Source organism: Kitasatospora sp. NPDC001132 (assembly GCF_053598415.1).
Window position 1 is genome coordinate 1 of the sequence record NZ_JBSFKF010000030.1, and the last position, 22686, is coordinate 22686.

24 protein-coding genes are annotated in these 22686 nt (G+C 72.7%); 19 read left to right on the forward strand and 5 right to left on the reverse strand.

Features of this window, described 5'->3' with window-relative positions:
* From ACWDBE_RS30095 to ACWDBE_RS30120, 6 genes are all read left to right on the forward strand, one after another.
* The coding region (locus ACWDBE_RS30095) for a hypothetical protein (RefSeq protein WP_449809581.1) at nucleotides 1-730 on the forward strand (730 nt) is incomplete at its 5' end.
* A 162-nt stretch (nucleotides 731-892) separates the two neighbouring features.
* Nucleotides 893-1627, forward strand: a complete 735-nt coding sequence (locus tag ACWDBE_RS30100) for an LmeA family phospholipid-binding protein (protein ID WP_449792225.1) — start codon at nucleotides 893-895, stop codon at nucleotides 1625-1627.
* 224 nt (nucleotides 1628-1851) lie between these two features.
* A complete protein-coding gene (locus ACWDBE_RS30105; RefSeq protein ID WP_350517234.1) occupies nucleotides 1852-1932 on the forward strand; it encodes an Ms5788A family Cys-rich leader peptide in 81 nt (26 codons plus the stop codon).
* Nucleotides 1933-2165: 233 nt separating this feature from the next.
* The gene (locus tag ACWDBE_RS30110; RefSeq protein ID WP_449809582.1) at nucleotides 2166-3002 is read left to right on the forward strand and encodes a sulfurtransferase; all 837 of its coding nucleotides are present in this window, start codon (nucleotides 2166-2168) and stop codon (nucleotides 3000-3002) included.
* Nucleotides 3003-3042: 40 nt separating this feature from the next.
* Nucleotides 3043-3333, forward strand: a complete 291-nt coding sequence (locus ACWDBE_RS30115) for a DUF1416 domain-containing protein (protein ID WP_030288989.1) — start codon at nucleotides 3043-3045, stop codon at nucleotides 3331-3333.
* 73 nt (nucleotides 3334-3406) lie between these two features.
* A complete protein-coding gene (locus tag ACWDBE_RS30120) occupies nucleotides 3407-3679 on the forward strand; it encodes a DUF3099 domain-containing protein (protein ID WP_449792227.1) in 273 nt (90 codons plus the stop codon).
* Between the two features lie 13 nt (nucleotides 3680-3692).
* Here ACWDBE_RS30120 and ACWDBE_RS30125 read toward each other — a convergent pair whose 3' ends face one another.
* On the reverse strand, nucleotides 3693-4055 hold the full coding sequence (locus ACWDBE_RS30125; RefSeq protein ID WP_030059603.1) for a DsrE family protein: 363 nt from the start codon (nucleotides 4053-4055) through the stop codon (nucleotides 3693-3695).
* 370 nt (nucleotides 4056-4425) lie between these two features.
* Between ACWDBE_RS30125 and ACWDBE_RS30130 the strand changes: the two genes are divergently transcribed.
* From ACWDBE_RS30130 to ygfZ, 3 genes are all read left to right on the forward strand, one after another.
* A complete protein-coding gene (locus tag ACWDBE_RS30130) occupies nucleotides 4426-5010 on the forward strand; it encodes an FABP family protein (protein WP_402406171.1) in 585 nt (194 codons plus the stop codon).
* Nucleotides 5011-5113: 103 nt separating this feature from the next.
* Nucleotides 5114-5578: a Fur family transcriptional regulator gene (locus ACWDBE_RS30135; RefSeq protein ID WP_402406172.1), complete on the forward strand. Its 465-nt coding sequence runs from the start codon at nucleotides 5114-5116 to the stop codon at nucleotides 5576-5578.
* A gap of 19 nt (nucleotides 5579-5597) precedes the next feature.
* Nucleotides 5598-6560, forward strand: coding sequence for a CAF17-like 4Fe-4S cluster assembly/insertion protein YgfZ (gene ygfZ, locus ACWDBE_RS30140; protein WP_449792250.1), 963 nt, complete (start codon nucleotides 5598-5600; stop codon nucleotides 6558-6560).
* 36 nt (nucleotides 6561-6596) lie between these two features.
* Here ygfZ and dtd read toward each other — a convergent pair whose 3' ends face one another.
* A complete protein-coding gene (gene dtd / locus ACWDBE_RS30145) occupies nucleotides 6597-7037 on the reverse strand; it encodes a D-aminoacyl-tRNA deacylase (RefSeq protein ID WP_359818859.1) in 441 nt (146 codons plus the stop codon).
* 552 nt (nucleotides 7038-7589) lie between these two features.
* Between dtd and ACWDBE_RS30150 the strand changes: the two genes are divergently transcribed.
* From ACWDBE_RS30150 to ACWDBE_RS30160, 3 genes are all read left to right on the forward strand, one after another.
* Nucleotides 7590-8210 carry an RsiG family protein gene (locus ACWDBE_RS30150; RefSeq protein WP_449792251.1) on the forward strand — a complete coding sequence of 207 codons (621 nt, stop codon included), beginning with the start codon at nucleotides 7590-7592 and terminating at the stop codon, nucleotides 8208-8210.
* Nucleotides 8211-8284: 74 nt separating this feature from the next.
* Entirely contained in the window at nucleotides 8285-9244 is a 960-nt protein-coding gene (locus tag ACWDBE_RS30155; RefSeq protein WP_449809583.1) for an asparaginase, read from the forward strand.
* 125 nt (nucleotides 9245-9369) lie between these two features.
* Nucleotides 9370-9579 (forward strand): dodecin, encoded by a 210-nt coding sequence (locus ACWDBE_RS30160; protein WP_030288965.1) that lies wholly within the window; start codon nucleotides 9370-9372, stop codon nucleotides 9577-9579.
* A gap of 129 nt (nucleotides 9580-9708) precedes the next feature.
* Here ACWDBE_RS30160 and ACWDBE_RS30165 read toward each other — a convergent pair whose 3' ends face one another.
* Nucleotides 9709-10200 carry an inorganic diphosphatase gene (locus ACWDBE_RS30165; RefSeq protein ID WP_030059594.1) on the reverse strand — a complete coding sequence of 164 codons (492 nt, stop codon included), beginning with the start codon at nucleotides 10198-10200 and terminating at the stop codon, nucleotides 9709-9711.
* 76 nt (nucleotides 10201-10276) lie between these two features.
* Here ACWDBE_RS30165 and dacB point away from each other — a divergent pair, with 76 nt between their 5' ends.
* From dacB to folE, 6 genes are all read left to right on the forward strand, one after another.
* Nucleotides 10277-11899 carry a D-alanyl-D-alanine carboxypeptidase/D-alanyl-D-alanine endopeptidase gene (gene dacB / locus ACWDBE_RS30170; RefSeq protein ID WP_449809584.1) on the forward strand — a complete coding sequence of 541 codons (1623 nt, stop codon included), beginning with the start codon at nucleotides 10277-10279 and terminating at the stop codon, nucleotides 11897-11899.
* Between the two features lie 226 nt (nucleotides 11900-12125).
* A complete protein-coding gene (locus tag ACWDBE_RS30175; RefSeq protein WP_449792230.1) occupies nucleotides 12126-13298 on the forward strand; it encodes a zinc-dependent metalloprotease in 1173 nt (390 codons plus the stop codon).
* Nucleotides 13299-13583: 285 nt separating this feature from the next.
* Nucleotides 13584-14711: a tRNA lysidine(34) synthetase TilS gene (gene tilS, locus ACWDBE_RS30180; RefSeq protein ID WP_449809585.1), complete on the forward strand. Its 1128-nt coding sequence runs from the start codon at nucleotides 13584-13586 to the stop codon at nucleotides 14709-14711.
* A 71-nt stretch (nucleotides 14712-14782) separates the two neighbouring features.
* Nucleotides 14783-15337 carry a hypoxanthine phosphoribosyltransferase gene (gene hpt, locus ACWDBE_RS30185; RefSeq protein ID WP_030059589.1) on the forward strand — a complete coding sequence of 185 codons (555 nt, stop codon included), beginning with the start codon at nucleotides 14783-14785 and terminating at the stop codon, nucleotides 15335-15337.
* A 226-nt stretch (nucleotides 15338-15563) separates the two neighbouring features.
* Nucleotides 15564-17615, forward strand: a complete 2052-nt coding sequence (gene ftsH / locus ACWDBE_RS30190; RefSeq protein WP_449792232.1) for an ATP-dependent zinc metalloprotease FtsH — start codon at nucleotides 15564-15566, stop codon at nucleotides 17613-17615.
* A 107-nt stretch (nucleotides 17616-17722) separates the two neighbouring features.
* Complete coding sequence (gene folE / locus ACWDBE_RS30195; protein WP_449792233.1) at nucleotides 17723-18328, forward strand: GTP cyclohydrolase I FolE; 606 nt, start codon at nucleotides 17723-17725, stop codon at nucleotides 18326-18328.
* Between the two features lie 20 nt (nucleotides 18329-18348).
* Here folE and ACWDBE_RS30200 read toward each other — a convergent pair whose 3' ends face one another.
* Together ACWDBE_RS30200 and ACWDBE_RS30205 are read right to left on the reverse strand one after the other, a co-directional pair.
* A complete protein-coding gene (locus tag ACWDBE_RS30200; protein ID WP_449792234.1) occupies nucleotides 18349-19137 on the reverse strand; it encodes a ferritin-like domain-containing protein in 789 nt (262 codons plus the stop codon).
* Nucleotides 19138-19286: 149 nt separating this feature from the next.
* A complete protein-coding gene (locus ACWDBE_RS30205) occupies nucleotides 19287-20441 on the reverse strand; it encodes an alpha/beta hydrolase (protein ID WP_449809586.1) in 1155 nt (384 codons plus the stop codon).
* 379 nt (nucleotides 20442-20820) lie between these two features.
* Here ACWDBE_RS30205 and ACWDBE_RS30210 point away from each other — a divergent pair, with 379 nt between their 5' ends.
* Nucleotides 20821-22662: a phosphatidylglycerol lysyltransferase domain-containing protein gene (locus ACWDBE_RS30210; RefSeq protein ID WP_449792236.1), complete on the forward strand. Its 1842-nt coding sequence runs from the start codon at nucleotides 20821-20823 to the stop codon at nucleotides 22660-22662.
* Nucleotides 22663-22686: the final 24 nt, after the last annotated feature.

Here is a 22686-nt window from a genome sequence, read left to right on the forward strand (position 1 = left end):
CCCGCCCGCCGGCCCGCGCGGCCGGACCGGCTCGCCGATCATCGACCCGGGCCTGCAGCCGGCGCTGATCACCGCCGGCGCGGCCGCCCTGCTGGCCGGCGGCGCCGCGCTCGGCCAGGTCGCGCTGGCCCTGGTGGTGGCGCTGCTCCAGCTGCTGACGGCGGCCGGCTGGTTCCGGCTGAACGGGATGTGGCCGGCCCGGCAGGGCATCCTGCTCGCCGCGCTGGCCGGCTTCACGGCGGACGCGGCGGTGCTGCTGGCGGACTCCGACGGTGGCGTGGCGGCCGTGGTCGGCACCCTGGGCGGGTTCTTCCTGCTCGTCCTGGTGCTGCAGACGTTCCGCCCGTCGGACCCGAAGGAGCGCTTCTACGCGTTGACCGTGCTCGGCTCGGCCACCGTGGTGACGGCGCTGTGCACCACGCTGCTGCTGGCCGACTGGGTGCCCGCCGCGGTGGGTGCGGTGGCGCTGGCCACCCTGCTGGCCGCGGCGCCGCTGCCCGGGCCGAAGCAGCTGGGCCCGGTGCTGGGCCTGGCCGCGGCGGTGGCGCTGGGCCTGCTGGTCGGGGCGCCGGTGGCGCTCGGCGCGCTGGCCGGGCTGGGCGCGCTGGTCGGTCGCCGGGTCGCGGCGTACGACTTCCCGTCCCGTTTCGTGCACATGACGGCGGGCGTGGCGCTGCCGTTGGCGGTGGCGGCGCCGCTGATCTGGATCGCCACCGAGCTGCTGGCCTGACCCTTCCGCTCCGCCCCGGGTCGGATTCCGGCCCCGGAACCATGTTCCGGGGCCGGACGTCGTACGGTCGTGCTAGGGCGGACGTGTCCTGCGACCGCCGTGGAACGACGACTGACGACGACCGACGAACGACCACAGCGACCGGCGACGACGGGGGACACGATGCGCGGATGGCTGAAGGCCACGATCGGCCTGGTGGTGCTCTCCGGCCTGCTGCTGGGTGCCGACCGGATCGCGGTCGGCGTGGCCGAGGACGAGGCCGCCGACCGGATCGTGAAGAGCGGCCGGATGAGCCAGCGCCCGGACGTCTCGATCGAGGGCTTCCCGTTCCTCACCCAGGTGGTGTCGAAGAAGCTGGACGACGTCCGGATCTCCTCGGACGGCCTGACCGTCGGCGACGGCAGCCACCGGGTGGCGCTGCACTCCTTCAAGGCGCGGCTCTCCGGGGTCAAGGTGAGCGACAGCATGAGCAGTGCCACGGTGGACAGCGGCACCGGCAGCGGGGTGATCTCCTACCAGGACCTCGCGCAGCTGCTGCCGCCCGCCTCCGAGCTGCTGCACGGGACCAAGCTGCCGGTGGGCGGCAGCTCCCGGCTGAGCCTGTCCTACGCGGGCCCGGGCAAGGTCAAGGCCGCGCTGGGGCCGATCGCGATCGGCGAGGGCACCGTGCACAACAAGGGCAACACCGTGACGGTGGACGGCTTCCGGCTGAGCTCGCTCGCGGGGATGGTGGCCGGTGCCACCGGCCAGCAGGTCGAGCCGATGAGCTTCACCCTGGACTCGCTGCCGGCCGGCCTGAAGCTGGCCGACCAGGACGGCGGGAGCGGCGGCGTGACGCCGCTGCCGGAGGGCCTCCAGCTGACCTTCGACGGCAAGGACGTCAAGCTCCTGGGCTGATCCCGGCCCGTGCCGGGCGCTGCCGAATCGTTCCGCTCCGCGAGACGCGCTGTCCAGCGCGGACCGCGGAGCGGTGTCGTTTCCGCCCCGCGCACGCCGCCGGAGGGCCTCCGGCGGGGCCCGGGCGGGCCGTGCCGAGAGTGAATCCCATCATCCGGTCACTTCGATCCCATTATTCGATACGTTGATGACAGCGGGCCTCCGGTGTCCCTAGCATCGTCGGCATGAAGCGACAGACGGACCTCACGAAGCGGCGGGCGGTAGACCTGTGCCGCGTGGCCGCCTGTCTGTGTCGAATGCGCTGACTCGGCGCTCCGGCAGGGCAGTTGACGCCCGCCGCCGATCTTCCCGGTGACCGTGCCCGGCTCTGTGAGCGGGTGGTCCCCGAGGTATTCCGCAGTTCACCGCCCGGCCGCACCGGTCCACCCTCTCGTCCCAGCATTCGGACGGATTTTCGGACCGTGCCTGCCCGGGCCCCTGCAGCACCCCTCCTGAGCAGCACCTTCCGCACAACCGCCCTCGGATGGAGATCACCACCATGAGCCGCAGCGACGTCCTGGTCGACGCCGACTGGGTCCAGGCCCACCTGGACGACCCGAAGGTCGTCATCGTCGAGGTCGACGAGGACACCTCCGCGTACGACAAGAACCACATCCGCAACGCCGTCCGGATCGACTGGAAGCAGGACCTCCAGGACCCGGTCCGCCGTGACTTCATCGACCAGGCCGGCTTCGAGGCGCTGCTCAGCGCCAAGGGCATCGCCAACGACGACACCGTCGTCCTGTACGGCGGCAACAACAACTGGTTCGCCTCGTACGCCTACTGGTACTTCAAGCTGTACGGCCACGGCGACGTCCGCCTGCTGGACGGCGGCCGCAAGAAGTGGGAGCTGGACTCCCGCGACCTGGTCGCCGAGGTGCCGGCCCGCCCCGCCACCTCGTACACGGCGCAGGCCGCCGACTCCTCGATCCGCGCCTTCCGCGACGACGTGATCGCCGCCATCGGCAACCTGAACCTGGTCGACGTCCGCTCGCCCGACGAGTTCTCCGGCAAGCTGCTCGCCCCGGCGCACCTCCCGCAGGAGCAGTCGCAGCGCCCCGGCCACGTGCCGAGCGCCCGCAACATCCCCTGGGCCAAGAACGCCAACGACGACGGCACCTTCAAGAGCGACGACGAGCTCAAGGCGCTGTACGAGGCCGAGGGCATCGACCTGGCGAGGGACACCATCGCCTACTGCCGCATCGGCGAGCGCTCCGCGCTCACCTGGTTCGTGCTGCACGAGCTGCTCGGCCAGGAGAACGTCAGGAACTACGACGGCTCGTGGACCGAGTACGGCAGCCTGGTCGGCGTGCCGATCGAGCTCGGCAGCAACTGAGCCCCGGCTCGACCCGTAAGTCAGAAGGGAAATCACAGACATGTGCGGTGCGAAGGCCGGCGGCCCGGACCTGGCAGGAGTTGACGTGGCGAACGAGACGATCATCCAGGGTTCGGTGACCCGCGACGGTGAGCCGGTCAACGGCTACGTCCGGCTGCTGGACGAGAACAACGAGTTCACGGCCGAGGTGCCCACCTCGGCGACCGGCCAGTTCCGGTTCTTCGCCCGCCCGGGCAAGTGGACCCTGCGCGCGCTGGTGCCGGGCCAGACCGTGGACCGCCAGGTGGTGGCGTCCCAGGGCACCGCCGTCGAGGTCGCGATCGCGGTCTGACCCCGGTCGGAACGACTCCGGAGCACCCCGAGGGCCCCTGCCGCGCAGGGGCCCTCGGCCGTACCGTGGAGGAGTGCGGGCAAAGCGGCGGCGTCGCTACTACTTCGCCATGATGGGCGTGTGCCTGGGCCTGTTCGTCATGGCCTGGGGCGTGGTGCGGTTCTTCTCGGTCGGCGCGGCGATCGGCATGTGCGTGGTCGCGATGGTCATCCCGCCCGTCGCCGCGGTGTTCGCCAACAAGCGGGACCCGGACGACGACTGGTGGGACGACCCGCGCTGGGACGACCCGAAGTGGGACGAACCCGGTCACGACCGGGACCGCCCCGACCACGAGCGACGCCCGTAAGGCCCGGCGGGCGTCAGTACACGAGCGCCTGGACGCCGTCCGCCATGATCTCGCTGACGAAGACCTGGGCGCCCGCGATGCGGACGCCCTCGACGGTGTCCTTCTGCTCGATCCCGCGCCGGGCCGCGCACTGGGTGCACAGCGTCACCGAGCCGGCCGCCAGGATCGACTCCAGCAGGTCCGGCAGCGGCGCCGCGTGCGGCAGCTCGAACTCCGCCGCCCGGCCCGGCAGCGCGAACCAGGAGGACTCCCCGGTCAGCCAGAGCGAGACCTCGATCCCGCTGGCGACGGCCACCGCCGCCACCGTGAACGCCTGCGAGCACCGCTCCGGCGCGTCCGCCCCTGCGGTGACCTTGATGACCAGTTTCTTCGACATGGCGCCACCATAGAGCCCCTGCCACCCCCGCCGTCCGGCATCCCCGGAACCCTTGGGCAAAGCTTGGGCAGCGCCGGGGAGGCGGCGGGAACACGGCGGGGAGGCGGCGCGAGCCGCGACGTGGTGGGGCTCACCGCGACCGCCCGGAACCCGGCGGATAGAGTGAGCGGAGCAAAATCCACCACACTGTCGCCGCCTGGGAGCCCCCCGTGTCCGGTCTGGAAATCTTCTTCGACGGTCTGCTGGCCCTCATGGCCGTGCTGATCACCTGGTTCGCCATCTTCTCGGTGATGAAGCTGTACCAGGGCCAGCGCTGAGCCTGCCGTACGGTTGAGGCAGTCCCACACCGACGAGAACAGCGACCAGGAACATGATCGAGATCCCCTCTGACCTCCACAGGGACGTCGTCCCGCTCGCCTTCCTCCTCGGCACCTGGGAGGGCGCGGGAGTCTTCGACTTCCCCGGCGCGGAGAAGTGCAACTTCGGCCAGGAGATCGTGATCCGCCACGACGGCCGCCCCTTCCTGGAGTTCCGCTCCCGCACCTGGGTGCTGAACGAGGAGGGCGAGAAGGTCCGTCCGCTGGAGAACGAGCACGCGTTCTGGCGCATCACCAGCAACCACGACGGCACCAGCGGCGCCCGGGGGATCGAGATCTCCTCCGTCCGCGACGACGGCACGGTCGAGATCTGGTACGGCGAGCTGGCCGACGGCAAGCCCCAGGTCGACGTCTCCACCGACGCCGTCGCCCGGATCGAGGGCTCCCCGGAGTACTCGGGCGGCAAGCGGCTGTACGGCTTCGTCAACGGCGAGCTGCTCTGGGTCGGCGAGAAGGCCGCCCCGAACGTGCCGCTGCGCCCGTACATGTCCGCGCAGCTGAAGAAGGTGCTCAGCCCCGCCCAGCTGATCAAGGACATCAACGACCTGCCGGACGACGGCATCGCGTTCTTCAAGTAGGCCGGTCGCACGACCGGCACTTCGGTGCACGAGGTAGGGACCGGCCGGCGGCCGGTCCCTACACTTGCATCCAGGACCCCCGACCATTGGCAGGGACAGTACCGTGGCGGACACCGGCACCACCGACTGGCAGCTATCCGGCGACTGGAAGGCCGACCTGCGCGAACGCGGGTACCGACTCACCCCGCAGCGCCAGCTCGTGCTGGAGGCCGTCGACGAACTCGACCACGCCACCCCCGACGACATCCTCTGCCACGTCCGCCGGACGGCCAGCGGCGTCAACATCTCCACCGTCTACCGGACCCTGGAGCTGCTGGAGGAACTGGGCCTGGTCTCGCACGCCCACCTCGGCCACGGCGCCCCGACCTACCACCTGGCCGGCCGCCACCACCACCTGCACCTGGTCTGCCGGGACTGCGAGCAGGTCACCGAGACCGGCACCGAGATCGCCCAGCCGCTGGTCGACAGCCTGCGCGAGCGGTACGGCTTCGACACCGACCTCAAGCACTTCGCGATCTTCGGCCGCTGCGCGGACTGCACCGCCAAGCTCGCCGAGGGGCGGTCGTAAGCTGGCCGGTATGACCGGTGTGAAGAGCCCGCTGCTTTCCCTGTCCGGAGCCGTCCCCGCCGAGGGGGCAGACGAAGGCGTCGCCGCCCACTACGGCGACATCTTCCGCGAGCAACGCAACCTGGCGCAGGGCGCGGGCTTCGTGGACCTCTCGCACCGCGGCGTGGTCACCGTGACCGGCCAGGACCGGCTCTCCTGGCTGCACCTGCTGCTCACCCAGCACGTCAGCGAGCTGCCGCCGCAGCAGGCCGCCGAGGCGCTGGTGCTCTCCCCGAACGGGCACGTCGAGCACGCGCTCTACCTGGTGGACGACGGCACCACCACCTGGGCGCACGTCGAGCCGGGCACCCAGGAGGCGCTGGTGGCCTACCTGGACAGCATGAGGTTCTTCTACCGGGTGGAGGTCGCCGACGCGACCGCCGAGTACGCCGTGGTCCACCTGCCGGCCGGCTCCACCGCCGCCGTCGAGGGTGCCGCCGCCGTCCGCGAACTCCCGTACGGGCGTGACCTGTTCGTGCCGCGCGACGAGCTGGAGCGGCTCACCGCCGGGTACGGCCCGGCGGCCGGGGTCTGGGCGTACGAGGCGCTGCGGATCGAGGGCCACCGGCCCCGGCTGGGCTTCGAGACCGACCACCGGACCATTCCGCACGAGGTGGACTGGCTGCGCACCGCCGTCCACCTCCAGAAGGGCTGCTACCGCGGCCAGGAGACCGTCGCCCGGGTGCACAACCTGGGCCGCCCGCCGCGCCGGCTGGTCTTCCTGCACCTGGACGGCACCGAGGAGACGCTTCCCCCGCACGGCACCGAGGTGCGGCTGGCCACCGACCCGGACGGGCGGGCGCTGGGCTTCGTGACCTCCTCGGCCCGGCACCACGAGCTGGGGCCGATCGCGCTGGCGATCGTCAAGCGGAACGTCCCGGTGGACGCCGTGCTGCTGGCCGGGACGGTTCCGGGCACCCAGGACGTGATCGTCCCCCAGTAGACCGCCGCGCGGCCGGGGCCGCCCGGCCCGACGCGGTCAGACCTCGACGAGGACGGTGAACGGGCCGTCGTTCACCAGCGCCACCCGCATGTCGGCGCCGAACCGGCCCGTCTCCACCTTGGCGCCCAGCGCGCGCAGCTGCGCCACCACCTCGTCCACCAGCGGCTCGGCGACCGGGCCGGGGGCGGCGGCGTTCCAGGTGGGGCGGCGGCCCTTGCGGGCGTCGCCGTAGAGCGTGAACTGGCTGATCACCAGCAGCGGGGCGCCGAGGTCGGAGCAACTCTGCTCGACGCCCTCGTCGTTCGCGGGCAGCAGCCGCAGCGTCCAGAGCTTGCGGGCCAGTTGGGCGGCCTTGGCGGGGGTGTCGTCGTGGGTGACGCCGACCAGGACGCAGAGCCCGGGTCCCTCGATCGCGCCGACGGTCTCACCGGCCACGGTCACCCGGGCCTCGGTCACTCGCTGCACCACTGCTCGCATGCCGCCATTGTGCCGGAGCGCCGCAGGGCCCCCGGGAGGGCCCCCGGAGAGCCGTCCGCCGCCGCGTGTCGGTCGTGCCCCGGGCGCCCGCCGCACCCTTCCCGTCCGCCCCGGCGGCCTCCTCAGGGCGCACACCAGGGGCGCGCGTAAAGGTCGTGCACGCCCTGGAGTGCGCGCCTGCGCTGAATCGGGCGCCGCTCTTCCTGCGAAAAGGACCGGTCATATCAGCCACCCCCGTTCGCCAGGGGGCCGTTCGGGTGCACGGGCGGTGCGCGCGCGCCGGGAGGGGTGGCACGCTGGTGGACCGTACGAAGGGTCCGGGGCGCCAGGAGGTCCGCCGCGCCGGGCCGGGTTCGGCCGGGCGGTCGAGCCGGTAGGTCAGGCGTCTGGCGGTGCCGCCCGGTGGGCGGTCGCGGTCGGGGACCGGACCCTCCCGGGTTCCCGGGGGTGCCGGTGGACGGGACGCCCGGCCCGTCGGGGGCCGGGCCGGACCGGCGGCAGGGACGGGGTGCCGCGAGCGGGCGGGATCGGACGACGTCAGGTGGTTGGGTGATGGACGCGAGCGGCGCGGCGCGGGACCGGTTCGGGCCGGTGGTGCGGGACCCGGGGGGCCCGTACGGTCCGGCGGCGGGCGCGGAGGACGAGCCCGACCTGGAGCGGCTGGGCCTGGAGCAGCTGCGGGTGCTGCGCCGGGAGACCCTGGAGCAGGAGGCCGACCTGTCCTACCTGCGGCGGCTGCTGCACGGGCGGATGGACATCCTGCGCGCGGAACTCGACCGGCGGCCCGGGGTGGGCCCGGTCCGTACGGCCGGCCCGTCCGGCCCCGACCTCGTCCCCGGCGACCTGCTGGACCGGCTGCCGGCCATCCTGACCGACGCGCCCTCCACCGTGCGGCGCTCGGCCCGGCACGTCACCCTCGGCCCGCCGCGCACCGAGGAGTCCCGGCTGGAGGCGGACGCGCTGATGGGCGACGTCCAGCTCGCCGACCTGGCCGCGCACCCGGCCGAGGAGCTGCTGGCCGCCCTGGAGCGGCTGCGGGCGCACGAGCGCGAGGTGTCCGGACGGCGCCAGCGGCTGCTGCGCACGGCCGACGGTTGCAATGCCGAGATCACCCGCAGGTACCGTGATGGGGAGGCACGGGTCGACGACCTACTCGCAGGTGGGCCGCTCTGACCGGGTGAGTCACCGCGGGCGGTGGGACCCGGCTCGCTCCCGGCCCACCCTCGTCCCCGGAAGGCTCATCCGTCATGTCCCTGCCCGTCACCGCGCCCGTTCTCGCCGAGGTCGTGCGCTCCGGTTTCGTCGAGGGCCGCCACCGTGGCTCCCTGGTGCTGCTCGCGGCCGACGGCTCGGTCGAGTTCGCGCTCGGCGACCCGGACGCCCCGGTCTTCCCGCGATCGACCGCCAAGCCGTTCCAGGCGGTGGCCACGCTGCGGGCCGGGCTCGCGATCGGCGGCGAGCTGCTGGCGCTGGCGGCCTCCAGCCACTCTGCAGAATCGTTTCACCTCGATGGTGTGCGGAGCATCCTCGGCTCCGCCGGGCTCGACGAGTCGGCGCTGCGCACCCCGGCCGACCTCCCGCTGGACGAGACCGAGGCGGAGCTGCTGCTCGCCGCGGGCCGCGGGCGCGCCCCGATCCTGATGGACTGCTCCGGCAAGCACGCCGGCTGGCTGGCCGCCTGCACCGCCAACGGCTGGGACACCGCGAGCTACCTCGACCCGGTCCACCCGATCCAGGTCCTGGCCCGCGAGGCCCTGGAGGAGGCCACCGGCGAGACTGCCGTGCACGCCGGGGTGGACGGCTGCGGCGCGCCGCTGCTGGCCGTGTCGCTGACCGGCCTGGCGCGCGGCTACCGCGGCCTCGTGCTGGCCGCCCAGGGCACTGGGCCGCGCCGCGTCGCCGACGCGATGCGCGCCCACCCCGAGTACGTGGCCGGCACCCGCCGGGCCGACACCTGGCTGATGCGGGCGGTGCCGGGCGCGCTGTCCAAGATGGGCGCCGAGGCCGTCCAGGTGGTCGCGCTGCCGGACGGGCGGGCGCTGGCCTTCAAGATCGAGGACGGCGCCGAGCGGGCCCGTGGCCCGGTGCTGGCGGCCGCGCTGCGCCGGCTCGGGGTGGCCGGGGCGGACGGGACCGTCGAGCGGATAGGCGCGGCTCCGCTGCTCGGCGGCGGCGTGCCGGTCGGCGAGGTGCGGGCGGCCTTCTAGGGTCCCTGCCCGGCAGGGTGCGGGCGGCCTTCCGGGGCCCCTCGTCCCGGGGGCCGTCGGGGTGCGGGCGGACCCGGGCCGGTGCACGGTGGACCGGGGGCCGTCGCACAGCTGAGGAGTCCGCCATGACCGACCATGTGTACCGGGTGACCGAGATCGTCGGGTCCTCGACCGAGAGCGTCGACGCCGCGATCCGCAACGGGGTGGAGCGGGCCTCCCGGACGCTGCGCAACCTCGACTGGTTCGAGGTCTCGCAGGTCCGGGGCCACCTGGAGGACGGCCGGATCAAGCACTACCAGGTGTGCATCAAGGTCGGCTTCCGGCTGGAGGACTGACCTCCCCGGCGCCGGCCGGGTTCGGACACGACAGGGGCCGGGGCCCGCGGAGGAATCCGCGGGCCCCGGCCCCTGGCTGTCCCGACCTACCTCGAACCGCCCTCGATCGAATGAGATCGGAACGACGGCTCAGTGGCCGCCCTGCTCCGCCAGACGCTTGATCGAAGCGGTGACCTCGGCCTCGGCCTCGGCGCGGCCGACCCAGTTGGCGCCCTCGACGGACTTGCCCGGCTCCAGGTCCTTGTAGACCTCGAAGAAGTGCTGGATCTCCAGGCGGTCGAACTCCGACACGTGGTGGATGTCGCGCAGGTGCTCCCAGCGCGGGTCGGTCGCCGGGACGCAGAGCAGCTTGTCGTCGCCGCCGGCCTCGTCGGTCATGTGGAACATGCCGATGGCACGGCACTTGATCAGGCAGCCCGGGAAGGTCGGCTCGTCCAGGATGACCAGGGCGTCCAGCGGGTCGCCGTCCTCGCCGAGCGTGCCCTCGACGTAGCCGTAGTCGGCCGGGTAGCGGGTCGAGGTGAAGAGCATCCGGTCGAGCCGCAGACGGCCGGTCTCGTGGTCGACCTCGTACTTGTTACGAGAGCCCTTCGGGATTTCGATAAGGACGTCGAACTCCAACGGTTCCTCCAAGGTAGGGACTGACAGAATCCAAGTGTCTCCTACGGGAGTGAGTGCTCGGGAAAGGGGCCGGTCGGTGCGAGCAGGGGGAGGGGCGGCGCGCCGCCGCGGGGGGACGGCCGCGGGGCTGTTCGGGGCGGCGCTGCTGGTCGTCGGTACGGTCCTGACCTCGGGCGGCGCGTACGCGCAGCCGTCCCCGTCGCCGGGCGGGCACAGCGCCGGGCAGGGCGAGGACGGGGACCACGACGGGCAGGGCGGCCGCGACGGGAAGAAGGACGACCACGGGAAGGGCGGCAAGTCCCGGCCGGGCGACAGCCCGAGCGCGGGTCCGAGCACCACGCCCGCCCGCCGGGCCGCGCAACCGGGCGCCACCTCGCCCGCCGCCGCCGGCAGCGATGCGCCCGGCACAGGCCAGGCCCCCGCGCCGGGCGCCGTCCTGGCCGCCGTCGAGGGTGGTGCCGGCGCCGCCGTCCCCACCGCCCAGGGCCTCCAGCAGGCGCTCGCCGCCGCCCTCGCCGACCGGAGCCTCGGCGAGGTCACCGTCGCCGTCGCGGACGCCGGCACCGGCCAACTCCTGTACGGCTCAGGGGAGAACACCCCGGCCACCCCCGCCTCCACCACCAAGCTGGCCACCGCGGTCGCGGCCCTGTCCCTCATCCCGGGCGACACCCGGCTGCACACCCGGGTGGTCCAGGGCGCGGACCCGTCCGCGATCACCCTGGTCGGCGGCGGAGACCCGACGCTCACCGCGCTGCCCGCCGACCAGGTGCAGATCGGCGGGCAGCCGGCCGACGCCGACACCGCCCCCGCCTCGCTGGACCTCCTCGCCCAGCAGACCGCCGACGGCCTCAAGAACATCGGCGTCACGTCGGTCCGGCTGGACTACGACCTGTCGCTGTACGCGGGCAGCCCGCAGCACCGCAACCACGACGCGCAGAACATCGCCCTGGTGGTCCCGCTGATGGTGGACGAGGGCAGGGCGGACCCGAAGAGCCGGGAGGACGCGCCGGACCGGGTCGCCGACCCGGCCGCGGCGGCCGCCGAGGCCTTCGCCGCGCTGCTCAGGGCCCGGGGCGTCGCCGTGACGGGCAAGGTCGCGCCCGCCGCCGCCCCGGCTCCCTCCGACGCGATACCCCTCGCCGACGTCCGGTCGCCGACGGTCTCCCGGCTGGTCGAACGCCTGCTGACCACCTCCGACAACCAGCTCGCCGAGGCGATCGCCCGTCAGGTCGCCATCGCCGCCCACCAGCCGGCGAGCTTCGAGGGCGCCGCGGCCGCCGTCACCCAGGAGCTCACCCGGCTCGGCGTGCCGATGGGCAACGCGGTCCTCAACGACGGCAGCGGCCTGCACCCGGGCAACGCGATCCCGCCCGCAGTCCTGGTCCGACTGCTCGTGCTGGCCGCCTCCGAACAGCACCCCACCCTGCGCCCGGTGCTCACCGGCCTCCCGGTCGCCGGCTTCACCGGCACCCTCAACAAGCGCTACGGCTCCGGGTCCGGCGCCGCCGACGCGGCCGGCCTGATCCGCGCCAAGACCGGCACCCTCAGCGGCGTCAACACCCTCGCGGGCACCGCCGTCGACGCCGACGGCCGGCTGCTCGCCTTCGCCGTCATGACCCGCACCACCGCCCCCGCCGACACCGCCCGCGCCGCCATGGACCGGGTGGCCGCCCGCCTCACCGCCTGCGGTTGCCACTGACCCGGGCGTCCGGCGGCGGTGCCACGGGCGGGCGGCCGTCAGCCCCCGTTCGCCGGGTGCTCCGTCGGGGCACCTCGTCGGGCGCGCTCCGTCGGGTGCTCCGCCGGGCGCGGGGAGGTCCCGCCGGTGCCCGGCCGTGGCCGGGACGGTGCGCCGGGGCCCTCGGTGGAGAGGTGTTGGCGGCGGGTGGCTGCCGTTGGCGGTGGGGAGCACGTACGGTGAGGGCATGACGAGCGCGAGTGGCGGTGCTGACATGGTCGACTGGAACCTCGCGGTCGCAACCGCGACCAGGTTGGTGCGGCCGGGTCCGGAAGTGAGCCGGGAGGAAGCGGCGGCGGTGGTCGCCGAGTTGCGCCGGCACGCCCTGGCGGCGGAGGAGCACGTGCGGGAGTTCACCGGCATGCGCTCGTCCAGCCTGTCCCAGGCCGTGGCGACGCCGGTGCTGGTGGTGGACCGCCCCGGGTGGATCCGGGCGAACGTGGCGGGCTTCCGGACGGTCGTCCAGCCGCTGGTGGAGAAGCTCCGGGCGCGCCGGGCGAACAGCGCGGCGGCCGGGATGTTCGGGGCGGTGGGCGAGAAGGCCACCGGGATCGAGGTCGGGGCGCTGCTGGCGTTCCTGTCCACCAAGGTGCTGGGCCAGTACGAGACCTTCGCCCCGGCCGAGGCCCCGCTGGAGGCGCCGGACAGCCCGGCCGCGCTGTTCGACAAGCCGCGGCTGGGGCCGGACGGCCCGGGGCCGGGCCGGCTGCTGCTGGTGGCGCCGAACATCGTGCACGTCGAGCGGGAGCTGGACGTCGACCCGTCCGACTTCCGGCTCTGGGTCTGCCTGCACGAGGAGACGCACCGGACGCAGTTCACCGCGGTGCCGTGGCTGCGCGACCACATCCAGTCCGAGGTGCAGTCCTTCCTCGCCGAGACGGACATCGACCCGGGTGCCCTGCTGGAGCGGCTGCGGGACGCGGCGGGTTCGCTCGGTGGCCTGCCGGGCGGCGGAGACCGGGAGGGTGCCTCGTCCAGGAACCTGCTGGAGGTCGTCCAGTCGCCCGCGCAGCGCGAGATCCTCGGCCGGCTGACGGCCGTGATGTCGCTGCTGGAGGGCCACGCGGACGTGGTGATGGACGGCGTCGGCCCGGCCGTGGTGCCGACGGTCGCCGAGATCCGGGAGAAGTTCCAGCAGCGCCGGGACCGCGGTGCCAACCGACTCGACCTGGTGCTGCGGCGGCTGCTCGGCATGGACGCCAAGCTGCGCCAGTACCAGGACGGCGCGGTGTTCGTGCGCGGGGTGGTGGAGCAGGTCGGCATGGAGGGGTTCAACCGGGTGTGGACCTCCCCGAACACCCTGCCGACCAAGGAGGAGATCCACGATCCGGCCGCCTGGGTCGCCAGGGTGGCCCGCTGAGCGCGCGGTCGTGACGCGGGCGCGCCGGGAGCCGGACGGCAAGCGGCGCGCGCCGGTCAAACCCGCTCGTACGAGTGGTCCAATCGGCCGTACGACGGATGAAGAACCGTTTCTTCATTCACCCGAACGTGGGACGGTGGTGCCAGCGGGCGCGCGGGTGGCGTAGTGGGTGGCCACTATCTGCCACCATCTGTGAGCGCCCCGTAACCGGGCGTTCATGCCGGTGCGCGGTTCCCGCCGCGTCCGCCGCGAGTCCTGTCCCCCTCCGTCGAGGAGTCTTCCGCCGTGGGCCCTCACCCCGCCGTCGCCGCGATACGCCTGGCCGTTCGCCGTACGCTCACCGACCTCGCCGCCGAGGCCGGTTCCACCTTCACCGCGCCCGCGCGCGAGCCCCGCGACCGCCCGGCCGGGGCGCCGCTGGTGGGCGCCTCGGTCGGCACCACCCTGATCGGCAACGCCGCGCGCCACCCCTCCGGGCTGCCCCGGACCCCGGCCGCGCCCGGCTCGCCGCTGGTCCTGGTCGCCGTCAGCGGCGGCGCGGACTCGATGGCGCTGGCCATCGCCGCCGCCTTCGAGGCCCCCAAGATCGGTCTGCGGGTCGGTGCCGTCACCGTCGACCACGGCCTCCAGGCCGGCTCCGCCGAGCGCGCCGCCCAGGTGGCCGACCGGCTGCGCACGCTCGGCCTCGACCCGGTGGAGGCGGTCCCGGTGCGGGTCGGCCGCAGCGGCGGCCCGGAGGCCGCGGCCCGGGACGCCCGCTACGCCGCCCTGGACGAGGCCGCCGACCGCCACGGTGCGATCGCGGTGCTGCTCGGCCACACCAGGGACGACCAGGCCGAGACCGTGCTGCTGGGCCTGGCCCGCGGTTCCGGCGCGCGCTCGCTGGCCGGGATGCCCGCCCACAAGGGCCGCTACCGCCGCCCGCTGCTGGAGCTGGACCGGGCGGCCACCCGGCAGGCCTGCGCCGCCCAGTCGATCCCGGTCTGGGACGACCCGCACAACTGTGATCCCGCCTACACCCGCTCCCGCGTCCGCCACGAGGTGCTGCCCGTCCTGGAGAAGCACCTGGGCGGTGGAGTGGTCGAGGCGCTGGCCCGTACCGCCCGGCTGTTCCGCGACGACGCCGACGCCCTCGACCAGTGGGCCTCCCTGGCAGAACGCGACCTCCGTACGGGCGACGGGGCCCTGGACGCCGTGAAACTGGCCGAACTGCCGCCCGCGGTGCGCCGCCGGGTGCTGCGCCGGGCCGCGCTGCGGGCGGGCTGTCCGGCCGGGGACCTCTTCGCCCGGCACCTGGAGACGATCGACCTGCTGGTCACCGGATGGCGCGGACAGGGCCCGCTGCACCTACCCGGGGGCGTCGAGGCCACCCGCAGGTGTGGCACGCTGGTCTTTCGGCGGCAGGGCGACTGACGGGCGAGGCATGCCCCGGGGGAGCCGGCCGCCGGCCACAAAGACCCCGAACGTTTGAGGACGTATCCCCGGTGGACCAGAACGACATGGGCGCTGACCTCGCGAAGGTGCTCATCAGCAAGGACGAGATCGACGCCAAGCTCCTGGAGCTGGCCGAGCGCATCGACCGGGACTACGCAGGCAAGGACCTGCTGATCGTCGGCGTCCTCAAGGGGGCCGTGATGGTCATGGCCGACCTCGCCCGGGCCCTGCACTCGCAGGTCACCATGGACTGGATGGCCGTCTCCTCGTACGGAATGGGCACCAAGTCCTCCGGTGTGGTGCGGATCCTGAAGGACCTGGACACCGACATCGCCGGCCGTGACGTCCTGATCGTCGAGGACATCATCGACTCCGGCCTGACGCTGTCCTGGCTGCTGGGCAACCTGGGCTCGCGCGGCCCGGCCTCTCTGGAGGTCTGCACCCTGCTCCGCAAGCCGGACGCGGCCAAGGTCGAGATCGACGTGAAGTACGTCGGCTTCGACATCCCCAACGAGTTCGTGGTCGGCTACGGCCTGGACTACGCGGAGAAGCTGCGCAACCTCCCGTTCATCGGGACCCTCGCCCCGCACGTCTACGGCGGCTGAGGCCCCGTTCGGGCTACGGGCGGGAACAGTAGGCCGTTCCCGCCCGTTGTCCCGGGGGGACAAAGAACCAAAGCCGTGTCGCCGTGCTCCCGCCATGGGTGGGTTCGACTGCGGTACGGTCCAATAAACCGCTCTTCACATGAGCACCAATCGGATGCGCCGCGGCCCAACAGCCTCCCGGCGCCGTTGAGTGGCAGGAGGGACGGGGCGGCAACGCCCCGCATGGATGGACGTCAAGCGATACTTCCGTGCGCCGATCATGTGGATCGTGCTGGCCGTCCTCGCCGTCATCGTACTGATGCAGGTCGTTTCGGACTCGAACGGCTACAAGACGGTGGACACCGGTCAGGTCGTCGCGGCGATCGACGCGCACAACGTCAAGTCGGCGCAGATCACCACCGGTGACTCGAACACGATCAAGATCCAGCTGAAGGACGGCGCAACGCTGCCCAGCTCCGGCACGGGCAAGACCCCGTCCGGTACCAAGTTCCAGGCCTCGTACATCGGCGACCAGGGCGTCGCCATCGCCGACAAGCTCCAGGCCCAGGTCAACGACAAGGACCAGAGCACGCTCGCCGAGGGCTACACCATCAGCCCGGAGAAGCAGAGCACCTTCGTCAGCCTGCTGCTGTCGATGCTCCCGATCGTGATCATCGTCCTGGTCTTCCTGTTCCTGATGAACCAGATGCAGGGCGGCGGCTCCCGGGTCATGCAGTTCGGCAAGTCCAAGGCCAAGCTGCTCACCAAGGACACCCCCAAGACCACCTTCGCCGACGTCGCCGGCGCGGACGAGGCGGTCGAGGAGCTCCACGAGATCAAGGAGTTCCTCCAGGAGCCGGCCAAGTTCCAGGCCGTCGGCGCCAAGATCCCCAAGGGCGTGCTGCTCTACGGCCCGCCCGGTACCGGCAAGACCCTGTTGGCGCGCGCCGTCGCGGGTGAGGCCGGCGTGCCGTTCTACTCCATCTCCGGCTCGGACTTCGTCGAGATGTTCGTCGGCGTCGGCGCCAGCCGCGTCCGCGACCTCTTCGAGCAGGCCAAGGCGAACGCCCCGGCGATCGTCTTCGTCGACGAGATCGACGCCGTCGGCCGGCACCGCGGCGCGGGCCTCGGCGGCGGCCACGACGAGCGCGAGCAGACCCTCAACCAGCTGCTGGTCGAGATGGACGGCTTCGACGTCAAGGGCGGCGTGATCCTGATCGCCGCGACCAACCGCCCCGACATCCTGGACCCGGCGCTGCTGCGCCCGGGCCGCTTCGACCGCCAGATCGCGGTGGAGCGCCCCGACCTCCAGGGCCGGCTGGACATCCTCAAGGTGCACCAGAAGGGCAAGCCGATCGCGCCCGACGTCGACCTGTCGGCCGTCGCCAAGCGCACCCCCGGCTTCACCGGTGCCGACCTGTCGAACGTCCTCAACGAGGCGGCGCTGCTGACCGCCCGCTCGGACAAGAAGCTGATCGACAACGGCATCCTGGACGAGGCGATCGACCGCGTCGTGGCCGGTCCGCAGAAGCGCACGCGGATCATGTCCGACAAGGAGAAGAAGATCACCGCGTACCACGAGGGCGGCCACGCCCTGGTCGCGGCGGCCTGCCAGTACAGCGACCCGGTGCACAAGATCACCATCCTGTCCCGCGGCCGGGCCCTCGGCTACACCATGGTGCTGCCGGACGAGGACAAGTACTCCACCACCCGCAACGAGATGCTCGACCAGCTCGCCTACATGATGGGCGGGCGCGCGGCGGAGGAGCTGGTCTTCCACGACCCGACCACCGGTGCCTCGAACGACATCGAGAAGGCCACCGCGACGGCCCGGGCCATGGTCACCCAGTACGGCATGACCGAGCGCCTCGGCGCGATCAAGTTCGGCTCGGACAACTCGGAGCCGTTCCTGGGCCGCGAGATGGGCCACCAGCGCGACTACTCGGAAGAGGTCGCCGGGCTGGTGGACGAGGAGGTCAAGAAGCTCATCGACACGGCGCACAACGAGGCCTGGGAGATCCTGGTCGAGAACCGCGACGTGCTCGACAACCTGGTTCTGGAGCTCCTGGAGAAGGAGACCCTGAACAAGGAGCAGATCGCCGAGATCTTCGCCCCGATCGTCAAGCGCCCGGCCCGGCCGGCCTGGACGGGCTCCGCCCGCCGCACGCCGTCCACCCGGCCTCCGGTGCAGTCCCCGAAGGAGCTGGCGCTCACCAACGGCGCCGCCTCCGTGGAGAGCGCTCCGGTGGACGTCGTGAAGCTCCCGCCGCTGCCGGCCGAGCCGCCGACCGAGGGCTGACCCCCACTCCGCAGGGAATGGGTGCCGCGCCACCAGGGTTTGTACCCTGGAGGCGCGGCATCCGTGCTGTTCCGCCAGAGCTCTTCCCACACGTAAGCGAGGCCCGCATGATCGACCCGGTGACGTTCGACGGTCCGCCCGCCGTCGGTACCTTCGACCAGAAGCGGGCCGAGAACGCCATCCGCGAGCTGCTGCTCGCCGTCGGGGAGGACCCGGACCGCGAGGGCCTGCTGGAGACCCCGGCCCGGGTCGCGCGTGCCTACAAGGAGATATTCGCGGGCCTGTGGCAGGAGCCCGAGGACGTCCTCACCACCACCTTCGACCTCGGTCACGACGAGATGGTGCTGGTCAAGGACATCGAGCTGACCTCGGTCTGCGAGCACCACCTGGTGCCGTTCCGCGGTGTGGCCCACGTCGGGTACATCCCGTCCACCAGCGGCAAGATCACCGGGCTGTCCAAGCTCGCCCGGCTGGTCGACGTCTACTCCCGCCGGCCGCAGGTGCAGGAACGGCTGACCAGTCAGGTCGCCGACGCGCTGATGCGGATCCTGGAGCCGCGCGGGGCCATCGTCGTGGTCGAGTGCGAGCACATGTGCATGTCGATGCGCGGCATCCGCAAGCCCGGCGCCAAGACCATCACCTCCTGCGTGCGCGGCCAGCTGCGCGACCCTGCCACCCGGGCCGAGGCGATGAGCCTCATCATCGGCCGCTAGGGCGGTCGGCGGGGGTCCGCTCAGAGCACCTCGTGCTCCGCGTGCGGCGGGGCCGGGGTGCCCAGGGCGTTGCGGCGCTCGGGCATCCGCAGTGTGACCATCCGGCGCCAGCGGTAGGCGCGGTCGTACAGGTAGAGCGCCTGCACCCCGAGGGTGACCAGGGCGAGCCGCCGGCGCGGCCAGCGCAGGATCCGGGCCATCCGGGCGGTGACGGCGAGGCCGACGTCCCGGTGGGTGCGGATCTCGCCGCGGGCGCTGGTCTCCAGGGTGTGCCGGATGTACGGGCCGTGGCCCTCGGAGGCCAGCCGCAGCAGCTCCTCGTGGCAGTAGGCGAGGTGGTTGTCCTCGTCGGCGGAGATCATCCGCATCGCCCGGCCGAGGTCGGGGTTGTGCTCGTACACCCTCACCAGTTGGCGCATCTGCTCGGCGGCGCGCTGCTCGGTGACCCGGCTGTGGGCGAGGTAGGTGATGATCTCGCGGTCGGTCAGCGGGACGTCGCTGTTCAGCCGCTCGTGCGAGAGGCCGATGCCCTGGCGCTCCAGCAGCATGCAGTAGTCCGCCTCGTCCGGCACGGGCACCCTGGGCAGGCCGCGCTTGTGCAGCAGCCCGTCGAAGATCCGGCCGTGCTTGCGCTCGTCGGCACCGTGCCGGGCGACCTTCGGGGCGAGGACCGGGTCCCGGGTGAGCGCGGCGATCCGTTCGTTCTCCCAGCCGCCCTGGTCCTCGCCGCCGGCCGCGATGCTGCAGAACAGCTGGTACGCCTGGTCGTTCCGGTAGATCTCGTCGAAGAGCGAGCGGGTGCTCAGCACGGTGCCTCCTGCGCGGGTCCGGGGCGGCGCCCGGCGGGGGCCGACGGGCGGTCGCGATACGTTCCCCCGGGCCGCCGGCCGCCCCGGGCCGACCGTCGGGTAATCGCTCAGCTGTCCCAGTCCGGGTGCGCGCCCGGCTCGGGTGCGGCCTAGCCCAGGTGCGCGCCCAACCATTCGAGGGTGGCCGGCAGCTCCCTGGTCCAGCTCTCGAAGTTGTGCCCGCCGTCGTTCAGGTAGAGCGACTCGATGGTGAACTGCGGGTTGGCCGCCGCGGCCTTGGTGGCCTGGTCGACGAACTGGACGGTCTGCGGGTAGTCACTCTCCGTGTGGGTGGAGACGGCCAACAGGTTGAGCGTCGGGACCGGCAGGTTCTGCAGCCGCCAGCCGAGGTCGTGCTGCTGGGCCAGCTTCGTGTCGCCGTTGAAGAGGTCGCCGCCGGTGTAGTTGTCCTGGCGCACGGTGAAGTCGCCGTGCAGGCTCGCCGCGTTGCCGTAGACGTTCGGGAAGCGCATCGCCAGGCGCAGCGCGCAGCTGCCGCCGGTGGAGTAGCCGAAGGTGCCCCAGGAGCCGGCCGTGCGGCCGACCCGGTAGGCGCTGCGGATGGCCTCGGGGACGTCCTTGACGAACCAGGTCTCGGTGCGCGGCCCGCCGGGGACGTCCACGCACTCGGTGTCCCGGGCGGGGACGACCGCGGGGCGGGCCAGCACCAGGATGGTCGGCGGCATCTTGCCGGTGCGCTGCAGTTCGATCCCGGTCTGGGCGAGGGGGAGTTCCTGCAGCAGGTTCAGCGTGGTGCCCGGGTAGCCGGCGATGGCCAGCAGGACGGGGAAGCGGACCAGGGCGAGCTTCTGGTCGAAGTACGCGGGCGGCAGGTAGACGAACATCTGGTCGGAGAGGCCCGTCTCCTTGCCGTTGACCCGGATCGACTCGATCTTGCCGACCTCCTCGGGCGGGCCCTTCGGCAGGTTGGTGACGGCCTCCAGGCCGCCCTCGGTGGTGGGCACGACCAGTGCGTCGGCGACCGGGGTGCCGCCCTCGTGGTTCTCGTTGCTGGTCAGCGCGAGCTTGGCGCCGCCAGGGCTGAGCAGGTCGTCCCAGGAGGTGTAGAACCCGAAGGAGTTGTTCACCGACAGCGCGAGCACGGCCAGGACGGAGGCTTGAACGACCGTCAGCAGTCCGATCCGGCCGAGTACCTGCAGTGGGCGCTGGGGTGCCAGCCGCGGCCAGAGCCACAGGGTCGCGACGATGGCCACAACGCCGAGTGCGAGCAGCGAGTTCACCAGCGCTTCGCTGGTCAGTTCCATGCCGTCGGCCTTCCGGTGGGACGCTGTCGGTGCGGGCTCCATCGTCTGGCGGTCCGTCAGGTCCGGCCACTGCGGCTAGGCTGTCCGGGCGCTCGGGCGGGCCGGGTGGGGCGGGGGGAGCCGCGAGGCAACCGGCGCCCTAGAATGCGGCGTCCACCGTACGTAACGCGTCCCGGAGGGTCCCGTCGCGCCACGCTGCGCCGGGCTCCGGGCTCCCGCCGCCGGCTCAACCCGCAGCGCGACCACGGCCCCGGTTTACCGACCGTTTCCGGGTCCTTGGTATGCGCATTGCCTGATGAAGGAATAGGCATGAAGGTCCATCACGCGTCCTCCTCCCGAGTGACCGGACACCGCACCGCAGCCTCTACGCTGAGCTTCCATGAGCGTTCCCGTGTCCGTTGAGCCGAGCCCCGAGCAGCCGTCCCGCCGTCGCCGCGGCCTGCAGACGCTGCGCACCCAGGCGGCCGCCGTCCCGAGGGCCTGGCTCCCCGGAGCGGTCGGCTACGCCTGTCTGCTGATCGGGCTCATGGACATAGCCAGCGCGGTGTTCCCCAAGCTCCGGCACACCAAGGTGCACACCTTCGCCGGGCAGCTGCCGGGCGGCACCACCAGTCTGGCGGCGGTCGGCACGCTGATGGTCGGCATCCTGCTGGTGCCGCTGGCGCACGCGCTGCGCCGGCGCAAGCGGCGGGCCTGGCGGGCGGTCTGCGTGCTGCTGCCGGTCAGCGCCGCACTGCACATCGTGCGCTGGCACCAGATCGGCCCGGCGGTCGTCTCGCTGGTGGTCCTCGTCGTGATGCTGGTCCACCAGCGCGAGTTCTACGCCAAGGCCGACCCGCGCACCCGCTGGCGGGCGCTGGTCAACCTGATCGTCATGGGCGCCCTCAGCGTGCTGCTCGGCCTGCTGATCGTGAGCACCCGGACCAAGTACGAGATCGGCCACCCCGGCCTGACCGAGCACCTGCAGCACGTCGGGTACGGACTGTTCGGCTTCGAGGGCCCGGTCCGGTACAACAACATCCGGATGTCCGACCTGGTCGCGTACCTGCTCGGCGGACTCGGCCTGCTGACCGCCTTCACCACCGCCTACCTGGCGCTGCGTCCGGGCAAGCCGAAGCCCGAGCTGACCGCGGAGGACGAGGACAGGGTCCGCGAGCTGCTCAAGCGGCACGGCGAGCGCGACTCGCTCGGCTACTTCGCGCTGCGCCGCGACAAGAGCGTGCTGTTCTCGCCCACCGGCAAGGCGGCGATCTCCTACCGGGTGGTCTCCGGCGTGATGCTGGCCTCCGGCGACCCGGTCGGCGACGTCGAGGCCTGGCCCGGCGCGATCAAGGTGTTCATGGCCGAGGCCCGCGAGCACGCCTGGGTGCCGGCGGTGATGGGCTGCAGTGAGGTCGGCGGCGAGGTCTGGACCCGCGAGGCGGGCCTGGACGCGCTGGAGCTGGGTGACGAGGCGATCGTGGACACCGCCACCTTCTCGCTCTCCGGCCGGGCCATGCGCAACGTGCGCCAGATGGTCAAGCGGATCGAGCGCAACGGTTACTCCTGCCGGGTGCGCCGGGTCTCCGAGCTCACCGCCGAGGAGAAGTACCGGATCGCCGACGCCGCCGCCCGCTGGCGCGGCACCGACACCGAACGCGGCTTCTCGATGGCCCTCGGCCGCTTCGGCGACCCGCTGGACGACGACTGCGTGGTGGTCACCGCCCACAAGGCCCCGGAGGAGGGGGAGGAGGGCGACGACCTGAAGGCCGTGCTGCACTTCGTGCCCTGGGGGCCGGACGGCATCTCGCTGGAGCTGATGCGCCGCGACCGCGCCGCCGACCCCGGTCTGAACGAGCTGCTGATCGTCGCCGCGCTGCAGGCGGTGCCCGCGATGGGCGTGCGCCGGGTGTCGCTCAACTTCGCGATGTTCCGCTCGGCGCTGGCCCGCGGCGAGCGGATCGGCGCCGGCCCGGTGCTGCGCGCCTGGCGCGGGCTGCTGGTGTTCCTGTCGCGCTGGTTCCAGATCGAGTCGCTGTACAAGTTCAACGCCAAGTTCCAGCCCGAGTGGGAGCCGCGCTTCCTGGTCTTCCCGAGCACCCGGGACCTGCCGCGGATCGGCTTCGCCGCGATGCAGGCGGAGGCCTTCATCACCCTCGGCATGCCGCGTTTCGGCCGCAAGCGCCAGCGCGAGGGGCTGATGCCGGTCCCGTCGACCCGTGAGGTCACCGAGGTCGCCTGAGGCCCGCCGCCGCCCTCCGGGGCC